Origin of the sequence: Archangium gephyra, from assembly GCF_042230915.1 — a bacterium.
Classification (GTDB): domain Bacteria; phylum Myxococcota; class Myxococcia; order Myxococcales; family Myxococcaceae; genus Archangium; species Archangium gephyra_B.
Genome location: NZ_CP102578.1, coordinates 3,671,993 through 3,684,471 on the forward strand (window position 1 = coordinate 3,671,993; position 12,479 = coordinate 3,684,471).

General features: G+C 71.3%; 12 protein-coding genes and 1 pseudogene. 10 read left to right on the forward strand and 3 right to left on the reverse strand.

The genetic code is table 11. From position 1 onward, the window contains the following. Position 1 precedes the first annotated feature (1 nt). The 7 genes and pseudogenes from cheB (at position 2) to NR798_RS14825 (ending at position 5,981) form a co-directional block, all read left to right on the forward strand. Complete coding sequence (cheB, locus tag NR798_RS14795; RefSeq protein WP_375772109.1) at positions 2–1,069, forward strand: chemotaxis-specific protein-glutamate methyltransferase CheB; 1,068 nt, start codon at positions 2–4, stop codon at positions 1,067–1,069. 6 nt (positions 1,070–1,075) lie between these two features. After that, a complete protein-coding gene (locus NR798_RS14800; RefSeq protein WP_375772110.1) occupies positions 1,076–2,416 on the forward strand; it encodes a CheR family methyltransferase in 1,341 nt (446 codons plus the stop codon). A gap of 76 nt (positions 2,417–2,492) precedes the next feature. After that, a complete protein-coding gene (locus NR798_RS14805; RefSeq protein ID WP_375772111.1) occupies positions 2,493–3,356 on the forward strand; it encodes a tetratricopeptide repeat protein in 864 nt (287 codons plus the stop codon). Then, positions 3,353–3,484: a hypothetical protein gene (locus tag NR798_RS14810; RefSeq protein ID WP_375772112.1), complete on the forward strand. Its 132-nt coding sequence runs from the start codon at positions 3,353–3,355 to the stop codon at positions 3,482–3,484. The genes NR798_RS14805 and NR798_RS14810 overlap by 4 nt, the downstream gene beginning before the upstream one ends. 72 nt (positions 3,485–3,556) lie before the next feature. Then, entirely contained in the window at positions 3,557–4,468 is a 912-nt protein-coding gene (locus tag NR798_RS14815) for a 5'-nucleotidase (RefSeq protein WP_375772113.1), read from the forward strand. 124 nt (positions 4,469–4,592) lie between these two features. Further along, positions 4,593–4,811 (forward strand): annotated as a pseudogene (gene rpmE, locus NR798_RS14820) (50S ribosomal protein L31); the annotation flags it as partial. Positions 4,812–5,096: 285 nt separating this feature from the next. Then, on the forward strand, positions 5,097–5,981 hold the full coding sequence (locus NR798_RS14825; RefSeq protein WP_375772114.1) for a DNA-methyltransferase: 885 nt from the start codon (positions 5,097–5,099) through the stop codon (positions 5,979–5,981). Positions 5,982–6,083: 102 nt separating this feature from the next. Here the strand turns inward: NR798_RS14825 and NR798_RS14830 are convergent, their stop codons facing one another. Together NR798_RS14830 and msrB are read right to left on the reverse strand one after the other, a co-directional pair. Next, positions 6,084–7,025 (reverse strand): hypothetical protein, encoded by a 942-nt coding sequence (locus tag NR798_RS14830; protein ID WP_375772115.1) that lies wholly within the window; start codon positions 7,023–7,025, stop codon positions 6,084–6,086. A gap of 187 nt (positions 7,026–7,212) precedes the next feature. Beyond that, a complete protein-coding gene (msrB, locus tag NR798_RS14835; protein ID WP_375772116.1) occupies positions 7,213–7,635 on the reverse strand; it encodes a peptide-methionine (R)-S-oxide reductase MsrB in 423 nt (140 codons plus the stop codon). A 419-nt stretch (positions 7,636–8,054) separates the two neighbouring features. Between msrB and NR798_RS14840 the strand changes: the two genes are divergently transcribed. The 3 genes from NR798_RS14840 to NR798_RS14850 are packed head-to-tail and all read left to right on the forward strand — an operon-like array spanning position 8,055 to position 10,898. Next, positions 8,055–8,378 (forward strand): ribosome-binding factor A, encoded by a 324-nt coding sequence (locus NR798_RS14840; protein WP_375772117.1) that lies wholly within the window; start codon positions 8,055–8,057, stop codon positions 8,376–8,378. After that, on the forward strand, positions 8,375–9,532 hold the full coding sequence (locus NR798_RS14845) for an RtcB family protein (protein WP_375772118.1): 1,158 nt from the start codon (positions 8,375–8,377) through the stop codon (positions 9,530–9,532). The genes NR798_RS14840 and NR798_RS14845 overlap by 4 nt, the downstream gene beginning before the upstream one ends. A 46-nt stretch (positions 9,533–9,578) precedes the next feature. After that, positions 9,579–10,898 (forward strand): DsbA family protein, encoded by a 1,320-nt coding sequence (locus NR798_RS14850; RefSeq protein ID WP_375772119.1) that lies wholly within the window; start codon positions 9,579–9,581, stop codon positions 10,896–10,898. Positions 10,899–10,920: 22 nt separating this feature from the next. Here NR798_RS14850 and NR798_RS14855 read toward each other — a convergent pair whose 3' ends face one another. Further along, positions 10,921–12,228 carry a hypothetical protein gene (locus NR798_RS14855; RefSeq protein ID WP_375772120.1) on the reverse strand — a complete coding sequence of 436 codons (1,308 nt, stop codon included), beginning with the start codon at positions 12,226–12,228 and terminating at the stop codon, positions 10,921–10,923. Between the last annotated feature and the right edge of the window lie 251 nt (positions 12,229–12,479).

A 12,479-nucleotide genomic window follows, 5' to 3' on the forward strand; every position in this document is an offset into this window, starting at 1 on the left:
CATGGGCAAGAAAGTGTCAGTGCTGGTCGTTGACGACTCGCACATCTGCCGACAGCTGATTTGCGAAGCTCTGGGCCGGGATCCGGATCTGGAGGTTGTCGGGACTTGCGCCAACGGCAAGGAGGCGCTCGAGGCCGCGCGGGAGCTGCGTCCGCAGGTCATCACCATGGACGTGGAGATGCCCGTGATGGACGGGCTCACGGCCGTGGAGCACATCATGGCCGAGGTGCCCACGCCCATCCTGATGCTGACGGCGGATCCGCGGCAGCAGGCGCCGGAGCTGACGTGCCGGGCGTTGGAGCTGGGCGCGCTGGCGCTGCAGATCAAACCGGCCATCGACGCGGGCACGGAGGCGTGGAACCTGTCGCGCGAGGTGAAGCTGCTGTCCTCGGTGCGAGTCATCCGGCACATCCACAACAGCAAGCGCCGGCCGCCGTTGCCGGGCACGGGTGGGACGGCGGCGCCCGCGCCGGTGGTGGGCATGCCCTATGGGGTGGTGGCGGTGGCCAGCTCCACGGGGGGCCCGCAGGTCCTCTTCCGGATGCTCTCCGAGCTGCCGGCGGACTTCCCCTCGCCCATCGTCATCGTCCAGCACATCAACGCCGCCTTCTCCGAGTCGCTGGCGGGCTGGCTGGCCAACTCCTCGAAGCTGAAGGTGCGGCTGGCGACGGACGGCGAGCAGCTGTTGCCGGGCAACGTGTTGATCGCCCCGCCGGGGCAGCACATGTCCATTCCCTTCCGGGGGCGGGTGGCGCTGCGGCCGGGCGTGGAGCGGGACGGGCACATGCCCTCGGGCACGGTGCTGCTGGAGAGCGCGGCCAAGGCCTACGGGCGGCGCACGCTGGGGCTCATCCTCACCGGCATGGGCGAGGACGGGGCGGACGGCATGCTCGCCATCAAGCAGGCCGGTGGACTGACGCTGGCGCAGAACGAGGAGTCGTGCGTGGTGTTCGGCATGCCGGGCGCGTCGGTGGCGCGCAAGGCGGTGGATCACCTCGTGCACGGCGATGACATCGCGGGAGCGCTGGTCCGGCTCGCGCGGGGTGAGTCCCTCGCCGCGGGGCGCTGAGCGCCGGTGGCCCCTCCCACCTTCCCGTTGGCCTCCAGTCCCTTCCACGCCTTCGTGGCGCGGCGGACGGGCATGGCCTTGAGCGATCTGCAGTGCCGACGGCTCGACGAGAAGCTGACGGCGCGGCCGGGCGGGCTGTCGCCGCAGTACCTGATGCACCTGCAGTCTCCCGCGGGCGCGGCGGACCTGGCCGAGCTCATCGACGCCATCTCCGTGCAGAAGACGGAGCTGTTCCGGGACGAGCCGCAGCTGGAGGCGCTGCGCACGCACGTGCTGGGGCCGATGGTGGCGAGGATGCGCCGGCCGCTGCGGCTGTGGAGCGCCGGCTGCGCCACGGGCGAGGAGGTGGCCACGCTGCTGGTGATGCTCGCCGAGGTGGGGGCGGATCCGGCCAGCACGGTGCTGGGGACGGACATCTCGGAGACGGCCATCACGCGGGCGCGGGAGCTGTGCTTCAGCGCGGAGCAGTTGCAGCGGGTGCCGTCCGGGGCGCGCGAGCGCTGGTTCCTGCCCGCCGCCGGGGGCCGCTTCACGCTGGTGGGGCACCTGAAGGATCGGGCTGGCTTCGAGTGCCACAACCTGATGGACCTGCCGTACCCGACGGCGGCGGAGGGCCAGGGCTTCGACGTCATCGTCTGCCGCAACGTCCTCATCTACTTCTCCCCCGAGTCCTTCGAGCGGGTGGTGGCGTCACTGGCCGTGCGGCTGGCGCCCGAGGGGATGTTGGTGCTCTCGGCGGCCGAGCCGCTGCTGCGCACCCCGCCGACGCTTCGCACCGTGCGCTACGAGCAGGCCTTCTTCTACGCCCGGGCGCAGGAGGCCATGGCCTTCGCCGACGCGGTGCCGCCCGGGGCCCCGAGGACGCCGAGCTCCAGTGGACTGCCCGCGGTGGGCACCCGCCAGCCGCTGCCGAGGACGCCGAGCGTCAGCGGACTGCCCGCGGTGGGCACGCGCTTCCCCGCGGTCCAGCCCCAGAGGATGGAGGGCCCCGCCGAGGTGCAGCCCGGGGAGGCCGGCGCGCACTCGGAGGCGGATGCCCTCTTCGCGAAGGTGCTGGAGTGGGCCTCTTCAGGGGGCGAGGCGAGCCCCCAGACGTCGGAGGCGCTACGGCGGTGCCTCGCGTTGGATCCGGACCTGTCCGCGGCGCGCTACCTGATGGGGATGTTGCTCGAGCAGCGGGGCGCGCTGGCCGAGGCGGCCGTGGAGTACCGGCGGGCCCTGCGCTCGCTGGAGGAGGGGAGGGCGCGCGCCACGCCCTTCTTCCTCAACAACGCCCGGCTCCAGGTGGCCTGTGCGCGGGCCATCGAGCGCGTGGAGCGAGGGCCCGGCCCGGCTCCGGCGCGTTGACGGGCAGGCAGACGGGCCGCGAGGACGTGAAGAAGCCCGCGCGGGCCAGGGGGTTTGACCGTAAGATGCGCCCCCTATGCGAAGGCTTGCCCTGATCGCCCTCCCGCTCGCGCTCTCCGGCTGCTTCTACCCTGCGGATCGCGGGCGCGCCCTGGAGACCCGTCTCGAGAAGCTCGATGCCTCCCAGGCGCAGCTCCAGGCGGAGCTGAAGCAGACCCGCGAGCAGCTCGACGCCACGCTGCCGAAGATCGACGCGAAGATCGCCGAGGTGTCCAAGGCCCTGCAGAGCCTGGACAACGCCTCGCGCCGCTCGGGCGCGGACATCGGCATCCAGCTGCAGAAGACGGTGGAGGACCTGGCGCAGCTGCGCGGCCAGGTGGAGACGTACCTCTACAAGATTGGCGAGCTGGAGGGCGCGCTCACCAAGACGAACGAGGAGACGGAGAAGCGGCTGCTGGCGCTCAAGGGCGAGGAAGCCCTGAAGGAAGCCGAGGCGAAGAAGAAGGCCGAGGAGCTGAAGCGGCCCACGGACAAGAAGGAGTTCCTCGCGCTGGCGCAGGAGAAGGCCAAGGGGGGGGACGTGCCCGTGGCCCGGCAGCTCTACACGGAGTTCCTCAAGAAGTGGCCCAAGGACGCGCTGGCCGCCGAGGCCCACTTCGGCCTGGGGGAGACGTACTTCTCCGAGGACAAGTGCCGCGAGGCCCTCCACGAGTACGGCAAGCTGCTGCAGGAGTACCCCAAGGCCGACTCCACCCCGAATGCGTACCTGCGCTCCTCGGAGTGCTTCAAGAAGCTGAAGATGCAGGATGAGTCGCGGCTGGCGCTCGAGGAGCTCGTGAAGGGCTACCCGAAGTCGGAGGCGGCCAAGACGGCCAAGGCGCGCCTCACCGAGCTGGACAAGGCGAAGAAGGCCGAGCCGAAGAAGGGTGGCAAGAAATGAGCTGGCGTCTGACGCTGCTGGCCGTGCTCGCGCTGCTGCTGACGCCCCTGGCGTCGGGCGCGGCGCCGAAGCAGGTGGTGCTCCTCTTCACCGGAGACAATGGGGGCGAGATCGCCCCCTGTGGTTGACGCCACAACCCGTCTGGCGGTCTGGCCAGACGAAAGACGGCCTTCTCGCAGGAGCGCGCGAATGGCGGGCCGGTGCTGGTGCTGGATGCGGGCAATGCGCTCTTCAAGTCTCCCATGCCGGGAGGGGACCCGAAGGAGAAGGAGCGGGCCGCGCTGCTGCTCGAGTTGATGGACGCGATGGGCACCTCGGCCATGGCCGTGGGCACGCGCGACCTGACGCTCGGGACGGACTTCCTCACCCGGTCCATGAAGGGCAGGAAGATGAAGCTGCTGTCCGCCAACCTGGTGGACGCGGCGGGCAAGCCCCTCTTCGCCGCCTCCACGGTGGTGACGGTGGGCGAGGTGAAGTTCGGGCTGGTGGGCCTCTCCCCCGAGGGGCCGGCGGGTGGGCAGCCAGGGGTGGTGGGCAAGCCCCCGGTGCCGGCGGCCATCGCCGAGGCCCGCCGCCTGCGCGCCAAGGAGAAGGTGGACGTGGTGGTGGTGCTCGCCGCCGTGCCCTACCCGGACGCCGTCAAGCTCTCCCAGGAGGCGGGGGACTCGGTGGACTTCATCCTCCAGTCGCACGACAACCGGGGGCAGGGCGTGGCCCAGCGCAACGACTTCGCCACCCTCGTCCCCACGGGCGAGCGGGGGCGGCAGATCGGCCACCTGACACTCTCCGTGGGGGGCAAGGGGCCCTTCGTGGACCTCACCGAGTCGGAGCGGGCCCAGCAGAACCTGAAGATCCTCGACGCCAACCTCCAGCAGGCGCGGCAGAGCCTGGCGGCGGCCCAGGACGAGCGGACCCGGAAGAACTGGCAGGAGACCATCACCAGCTTCGAGGCCCGCCGGAAGGCCCTCGCACTGCAGGTGGAACCGGGCAAGCAGGGGCTCGAGCGCACCCAGCGCCTCTCGTACATCCAGCTGGGCGGGGCCGTTCAGGATGACGCCGAGGTGAAGAAGCGCGTGGAGCGAATCGAACCCCCGGGCTCCGCATCTCATTAGTCTGGACGGGGCCCGGTCGCGGGCCTTGTGCCAGGGCCGGTCCGCCGTTATAAGCGCCGGCCTACCTCTAGAACGCCAGACCTCCCACCCCAGTGTGGGGGCAAGGCGCAGGGAGTTGTCCAAAATGAAGCCCGATCTGCACCCGGTCTACCCCGCCGCCCGTATCACCTGCGCGTGCGGTCACACCGTCGAGACCAAGTCCACGCGTGGCTCGTTCACCGTGGAAGTCTGCTCGAACTGCCACCCCTTCTTCACCGGCAAGTACAAGCTGCTCGACACCGCGGGCCGCGTGGAGAAGTTCCGCAAGAAGTACGGGACGGGTGCGGGGACGAGTGCCGCCGCTCCCGCCGAGGGCGCTGCCCCCGCCGCTGCTCCCGCCGAGGGCGCCGCCCCCGCCGCGAAGAAGACCGCCAAGAAGGCCAAGGCCTAGTCTCTTCCGCATCACCGCGTAGCACCCGCCGAGCACGGCGCTGGAAGGCCTCGAGGAGAGGCACTCCCGCCGTGCTCGCGGCGTTTCGGGAGTCCGTGTTTCTCGTCAAGTTTCAGGGTGCTACAGGCCAAAATTTGGACGTAGCACGCTGTTGCCCGCACATTCCCCGCCGTCACGACGACCCCTGACGGAGGCGAGATGTCCGCGGAAGCCACTGCCCTGAAGCTTGTTCAGCAGCCCTCTCTGCGCGAGAGCCTTTTCGCCAAGAGCGATGCCTACCGGCTGTACCAGGGCGACAGCCTGGCGCTGCTCGAGCAGTTCGAGCCGGGCACCTTCGACATGGTGTTCGCCGACCCGCCCTACTTCCTGTCCAACGGCGGCTTCACCTGCAAGAACGGCAAGCGCGCCGCGGTGAACAAGGGCGGCTGGGACGTGTCGCGCGGGGTGGACGAGGACCACGCCTTCACCACCGCGTGGCTCAAGGCCTGCCAGCGGGTGCTCAAGCCCACCGGCACCATCTGGGTGAGCGGCACGCAGCACGTCATCTTCTCGGTCGGCTTCGCGATGCAGAAGCTCGGCTACAAGCTGCTCAACACCGTCACCTGGTACAAGCCCAACGCCAGCCCCAACCTGGCGTGCCGCTACTTCACGCACTCCTCGGAGCTGCTCATCTGGGCCTCGCCCAAGCCGGCCGCCAAGCTGCAGCACACCTTCAACTATTCGAAGATGAAGGCGGACAACGGCGGCAAGCAGATGCGCGACGTGTGGGCGCTGCCGCGCACGGGCGACGAGGAGCTGGCCGCGGACGAGTCCGGCCGGGTGTGGACGATGACGGCGCCGCGCCGCGAGGAGAAGGCGCACGGCAGCCACCCCACGCAGAAGCCGGTGTCGCTGCTCGAGCGCGTCATCGAGGCGAGCACCCCCGAGGACGCGGTGGTGTTGGACCCCTTCAACGGCAGCGGCACCACGGGTGTGGCGGCGCTGAAGCTGGGCCGGCGCTACGTGGGCATCGACATGGACGAGCAGTACCTGAAGCTGTCGCAGAAGCGTCTGGCCGAGGCCGAGCGCGCCGCCCGCCGGTAGCCCTCCACCGCCAGGCCGGGGCTTGCGGGGGCCTCATGGATGGCAGCGTGCCTGGAGGCGGCGGGTTGCTTCCAGTCGCCTCGCAGAGGTCATTCCCGGGCGCTACGGCGCCGTGAGTTCCGCGCGCTGGAAGAGTGCCCGCTTGCAGGAGCCGGAGAGAGCGCGCGCCATGGGCGTGTGCGGTCGCGTCGCCTGGCTCACGAGGCAGCTCAGGCGCTTCATCACCCACGCGTGGACGGCGAGGCTTGCCTGTGCCGCGGGCACCTTGCGCGTGGCATCGCGGAAGGCCTCGCAGCGGAGTCCTTCGGCCGGCATCGGCTCTTGCCGCCAGTGTTGGAACTCCTCGGCGCAGGGCCCCGCGCACGCCGCGTTCTCGGCGCACTGCGCCGCCTGGGCGGCGACATCGACGGGCCCTTCGAGGAAGCCGCAGGTCTCGGCGAGGTACTCGTAGAGGGCGGGCGTGAGGGGCACTGCGGGACAATCCACCTGGACGGCCCGCAGTAGGTCCGGATCGATCATGTCCTGCGTCGGCGCATGGGCGTTGAGCGCACCGGAGCCGCCCAGGTCGCACTGCGTCTTCATGAAGTGGGCGACGTGCTCGGGCTCGGACCAGGTGAAGGCCAGGCCTTCGGGGAGCGGCGCGGGCGTCACGCCGGCCGCGGTGAGGGCCTTCGCGGCCTCCTCGAGTCTGGCGCGAGGGACGCCCGCCTGCGCCTTCACCACCGAGATGGTGCGCGTCTCTGGATGCTGGGCGCGCCAGGCCTTGATCTCGGCCGGGAGCCGGGTCCAGGGCGCTGGCGGAGTCGAGCTCTCGGCGGTGACCAGCCGGAAGCGCTGGTTGGAGGCGAAGAGCGCCACGCACCCCGGGCCTGTCTGCTTGCCGCCGAAGATGGAGCCGGCCAGCTCGCGAGCCTTGGCCTTCCGGCCTGCGTCTGCGTCCGAAGACTGCGCGAGGCCAGGGCGCGCGGTCAGGAGGACCAGCCCCAGCAGCGAGAGGCGAAGCGGCATGGAGGACATGGAGACCTGGGGGCGGGGGAGAGCCATGGCGGCGGGCCGACAGCCTACAGCAAGCCGACCATGCGCAGGCGAGGCGCGCGCCCGCCGCGTGGCTCCACACGTCGACGGACCAAGGACCTCGGCGGCTCCGGCTGCGGCGCGCCCAGCTCGTAGGCCTTGCCTGCCGACGCCCGGAACGCCCACCCGCTGCGAGTGGGCCTGAGCGCCTCGCCGCTCACTTCGTGACGAGCTGGAGGGGTTGCCCCTCCGGCACGTGCTTCATCGCCACCGAGTTCATGCAGTAGCGCAGCCCGGTGGGCGGCGGGCCATCCGGGAAGACGTGCCCCAGGTGGCCATCACACCGGCCGCAGCGCACCTCGGTGCGCAGCATGCCGTACGAGCGATCCTGGTACTCCGTCACCGCGTCCGGCCCGAGGGGCTGGGTGAAGGAGGGCCAGCCGGTGCCCGACTCGAACTTCTCGCCGGACTTGAAGAGCGGGTTGCCGCAGCCGGCGCAGACGTACGTGCCGGGCGTCTTCGTCCCGAGGAAGCACCCGCTGCCGGGGCGCTCGGTGCCATGGTGGCGCAGCACCTGGTACTCCTGGGGCGTCAGGCGCTTGCTCCACTCCTCGTCACTGAGGATGAATTTGTCAGCCATGTCTTCATCCTGCTGTCCGTCCTGTCCGGGAGCAATCGTTCCTTGGCGTGCGGCGCTCGGGGATTGACACATGGTGTGGGGGTGCCCATCCTGGGCGCTCGGCTCGCGCGGATGCTCCTGGCGCGGCGGGAGGTGTGCCATGGGACGTGTCGAAAACGGTGTCTCTGGTCTCTCCACGCCGCTGCTCGCGTAGCCGGGCGCGTTCCGTCTCATCGCTGAACGGACCCGTTGGCTCCGGTGCTCGGCACCGGTGTGGAGCCTCGTCTTTTCCTGACTGATGGCGCCGTGCCCCGTGCGGGTGCGGCGTCCAGGGAACCGTTCGCTCCATGAGCTCGAAGCCTCGCCGTCCCCGCGCGTCGCACCGTCGCGCGGGCGCTGACTCCTTTTCGTCCGAAGAATCCTCTGTTCCGGCGCGACACTTGCGCCTGCAGTCCTCCATTTTCGAGGAGGTGTCCCTCCTGTTCCGAGGTGAGCTGTCCGACCCGCTGCTCGAGGGCGTCACGGTGACGACGCTCGAGCTGTCCCCGGACGGCCGCCAGGCCCGTATCGGCTTCACCCTCCCGCCCGAGCGCCAGGAGTCCGGCCCCGCTCCGGTGGAGGAGGCCCTCGAGCGCGCGACGGGCTTCATCCGCTCGCAGCTCGCGCTGGGCCTGAACCTCAAGCGCGTGCCCAACCTGCGCTTCGTCTGCGTGGGCGTGGCGCCGCGCCTGCTGGCCACCGGCGGGGAAGGAGACGAGTCATGATGCCTCGTGTCCTCGAGAGCCCGCCCGGGGCCCTGCCCATCCTCGCCTGGGCGCGCGAGGTGCCGCCGGGCGCGGTGAAGCAGTTGCAGCACATCGCCAGCCAGCCGTACGTGGTGGAGCACGTGGCGGCGATGCCGGACGTCCACATGGCCCAGGGCGTGGCCGTGGGTACCGTCTTCGCCACCGAGCGCACCGTCGTCCCAGGGGCGCTGGGGGGCGACCTCGGTTGCGGCGTCAGCGCCCACCGCTTCTCCTTCCCGGCGGCGTCACTCGGGAGGGCGGAGCTGGAGCGGCTGCTGGCGGCCGTGGCGCGCCGGGTGCCAGTGGGAGACGCGGTGCACCGGGGCGCGGGCCTGCCCCTGCCACCGGAGCTCCAGGCCGCGAGCCTCTCCACCCACCGGCTGCAGAAGGACTGGGAGCGGCTCGCGCCGCGGCACCTCGCCACGCTCGGGGGCGGCAACCACTTCCTCGAGCTGGACCGGGATGCCGGGGGAGACCTGTGGCTGCTCATCCACACGGGCTCGCGGGGCATTGGCGGCGCCATCGCCTCGCACCACCTGCGGGTGGCGGCCACGCGGGGAGAGGGCTCGCTGCCGGGCCTGCGCACGGACTCCCCCGAGGGCGCCGCGTGCCTGGCGGACATCGCCTGGGCCTGCCGCTTCGCCCGGGCCAACCGGGACGTGCTCGCCGCGCGGGCGGTGGAGGTGCTGGCCGAGGCGCTCGGCTGCGAGCCGGAGCCAGGGGCGAGCGTGGACGTCCACCACAACCACGTGGCGGAGGAATCGCACCTGGGGCGTGTGCTGCTCGTCCACCGCAAGGGCGCGGTGGGGCTGGAGACCGGGCAGCGGGGCCTCATTCCCGGCTCGATGGGGACGGCCTCGTACGTGGTGGAGGGGAGGGGAGCGCCGCTGGCCTTCCGCTCCTGCTCACACGGGGCGGGGCGGGTGCTCACGCGGAGTGAGGCCCGGGCGCGCATCCACCCGGCGGCGCTGGAGCAGGCGCTGAGGCGGGTGGTGTTCGACCGGGGCCGGGTGGAGGCGCTGGTGGAGGAGGCTCCGGCCGCCTACCGGGACATCGCGGAGGTGCTGGAGGACGAGGCGGATCTGGTGATGCCCGTGCTGCGGCTCACGCCCATCGCCGTGCTCAAGGGCTGAGAAGGCCCCCTGGCGGGAGCGTTCCAACTCGGGTTGTATCTCCGGAATGCCCATCCAACGCACCCGCCATCTTCTCGCGGCGCTGGCCCTGCTGGGACTCGCCGCCTGTGCCACCACTCCGGCCGCGCCCGCCGCCGCACCTGCCGCGCCCGCCGCCCCGCCTGCCGCCGAGGCCACACCGAAGCCGCAGGCCGACTCGACCCGCATCCCCATCGGCGACTCGCCGGTGCGCGGCCCCGACGATGCGCTGGTGACGCTCGTCGTCATCTCCGACTTCGAGTGCCCGTTCTGCAGTCGTGTCACACCGACGCTCGAGAAGTTGCGCGAGCACTACGGCAACGATCTGCGGATCGTCTTCAAGCACAACCCGCTGTCCTTCCATCCGCACGCGGAGCTGGCCGCCGAGGCCGCCGAGGCCGCTCACGCGCAAGGCCGCTTCTGGGAGATGCACGACCTGCTCTTCCAGAACTCGCGGGCGCTCGGACGGGAAGACCTCGAGCGCTACGCGACCAACCTGGGGCTGGACCTGGAGCGCTTCCGCGCCGACTTGGAGCAGCACGTGCACCTGCCCCGCGTCCGCGCCGACCAGGCGTTGGCGGAGCGCCTGGGCGCGGCCGGCACGCCCTCGTTCTTCATCAACGGTACGGCGTTCGTCGGTGCGCAGCCGTACGAGAACTTCGTCGCCGTCATCGATACGGTGCTGGCGGCGGCGCGGTTCATCCCGGATCGCAGCCTGGTGTACGCGCGCATGGCGGCCAACCCGCTGCCGTCTCCGCGCTCCCCGTCCGCCGCCCCGAGCCCGGCCCCGCGCCGGGACGAGGAAGGGACGCCGGAGATCGTGAATGTCCCGGTCAACCCCAAGGCCCCCTTCATCGGAGGCCGTGACGCGAAGGTCGTCATCGAGCACTTCTCGGACTTCGAGTGCCCCTTCTGCGCCCGGGTCTCGGCGACGATCAAGAAGATCTCCGAGACCTACGGCGACAAGGTGCGCATCGTCTGGCGTGACAAGCCGCTTCCCTTCCACGCCAACGCCCACCTCGCGGCCCAGGCGGCCCGCGAGATGCTCGCCCAGAAGGGCAATGCGGGCTTCTGGCGCTTCCACGACACGCTGCTCCAGAACCAGCGTGCGCTCACCCGGGCGGATCTGGAGCGCTACGCTCAGGAGCAGGGGGCCGATATGAAGCGGTTCCGCCGCGCGCTCGACGAGCGCTCGCACGCCAGCGGGGTCGACGCGGACAGCGCCAACGCCGATTCAGTGGGGGTCCAGGGCACGCCCACCTCCTTCGTCAATGGCCGCATCGTCCTGGGCGCCCAGCCCTTCGAGGTGTTCTCCCAGGCCATCGACGCGGCGCTCGCCGCCCCGTGACGGGGCCGCGGTACTTCCATCCCTAGTTGTCGCCCCAGGTGAAGCCGGTCCCCAGGGTGAAGGTGACGCCCTGCGCCCAGGGGGCCGTGGGGGGCGCGAACGCGCGGTACTGCGCCTCCGCGCTGAGGGAGACCCTGCGGCTGAGCAGCGTGTGGAGCCGCAGGCCCAACGGCAGCTCCGGGTGGAGCCGGCCTGCCTGGGCCGTCAGCCCCGCGCCCACCGTGGCGCGCAGCTCCAGTCCTCGCGAATAGCCGAGCCGCGCCGTCAGCAGCGGGGGAGAGAGCAGCGCGAGCGACCAGGCACTCGCCCCAGTCCCTCCCGCGAGGGGATGGGCGAAGGCCCGCGCGTAGCTCGCCGAGAGCGCCATGGCCCAGGGCAGGGGGAACAGGGCGCGCGCGCCCGCCACCGGTGCGGCGCCGCGCAGCGTGGTGACGGCTCCTCCCAGCACCTCCAGGGCCAGCCCGGGCGAGGGCTGCCACTGCGGCTTCGCGGCCTGCTCACGTGCCTGCTCGCGCGCCTCGGCCAGGGCGGTGAGCCGCTGCGCCGCGTAGACGAGGAAGGCACGGGAGTAGCTCACGGCCGACTCGACCCGCGCGTCCACGAAGTCGTCGTACTCGGCGGAGTCCACCTTCCACGTCCGTCCCTGCCAGCGCACCTCCTTCGAGTCGAAGGCATTGCCCACCACGCCATAGGCGCCGAAGGCCCCGGGCCCCGGCGTGGCCGGCGCGGCCCAGAACGCGCTCCAGGGGATGGTGCCCCCCTCCACGCGCAGCGCCCCCGTGCTCACCACCTGCAGCGTCTCCCGCGCCAGCGCCAGCTGGGCCTCCACTCCGGAGAGCGGCTCGAGGTCCCGCCCCTCGTGCACCAGGGCCTGTCTCGCCGCGTGCTGCTCGAAGCGATCCGACAGCCCATGCATCACCGGCACCACGTGCATCGGGACCGCCATGTCCTGGATGTGGTGCACCAGGTGGCCGGCACGATCGAAGGCCCGGGCCAGGTCTCCGTTGCTCGCGGCCTCCTCGGCCTCGGCCCACAGCACACGCACGCGGGCCCCGGAGTCCTTGCGGAAGGAGGAGTCCAGCGACGTGCCCGGGTGGAAGAAGTGGTGGTAGCCGGTCCACTTGACGTGGAGGTTGAGATCCTCCGCCCGGCTGCCCTCCACGATGGACTCCCGGTGCGCCGCGAGCTCGGGGTGGCCCGCCGCGAGCGCCGCGTCCACGGACGCCCGCGTCATCGCCTCATGGTCCGGCACCGAGAAGGCACGGGCTCCCAGGGGCAGGAGGAGGGCGAGCAGCGGCAGGAGCGGCAGGCGGGCAGGAGTCATCGGCATGGCGCGGAGCCATCGTAACCGCTGACTTCCGCAACGCTTCCCGCGGCGGCCCCGGGCAGGGGAGCGCCTGCCTGGGTGCTTCCTACTACTCTGACTCGAAAGTTCCGCTCGGGATGTCGGGGCGTTTCGCCTTCGTGACGCGGCGAGCCGTCCACGATGCGGGACGTGCCCGAGGGCTGTTCACGGACTGTACGGAGCCTCGTATGCTGCGCCCGTGCAAGCCAGCGCCTCCAGCCAGACCCTGTCGTACG

Coding starts and splice junctions, on each gene's coding strand:
- cheB (WP_375772109.1), top strand. CDS start 2: ATGGGCAAGAAAGTGTCAGTGCTGGTCGTTGACGACTCGCACATCTGC.
- NR798_RS14805 (WP_375772111.1), top strand. CDS start 2,493: ATGCGAAGGCTTGCCCTGATCGCCCTCCCGCTCGCGCTCTCCGGCTGC.
- NR798_RS14810 (WP_375772112.1), top strand. CDS start 3,353: ATGAGCTGGCGTCTGACGCTGCTGGCCGTGCTCGCGCTGCTGCTGACG.
- NR798_RS14825 (WP_375772114.1), top strand. CDS start 5,097: ATGTCCGCGGAAGCCACTGCCCTGAAGCTTGTTCAGCAGCCCTCTCTG.
- NR798_RS14830 (WP_375772115.1), bottom strand. CDS start 7,025: ATGGCTCTCCCCCGCCCCCAGGTCTCCATGTCCTCCATGCCGCTTCGC.
- msrB (WP_375772116.1), bottom strand. CDS start 7,635: ATGGCTGACAAATTCATCCTCAGTGACGAGGAGTGGAGCAAGCGCCTG.
- NR798_RS14845 (WP_375772118.1), top strand. CDS start 8,375: ATGATGCCTCGTGTCCTCGAGAGCCCGCCCGGGGCCCTGCCCATCCTC.
- NR798_RS14850 (WP_375772119.1), top strand. CDS start 9,579: ATGCCCATCCAACGCACCCGCCATCTTCTCGCGGCGCTGGCCCTGCTG.
- NR798_RS14855 (WP_375772120.1), bottom strand. CDS start 12,228: ATGCCGATGACTCCTGCCCGCCTGCCGCTCCTGCCGCTGCTCGCCCTC.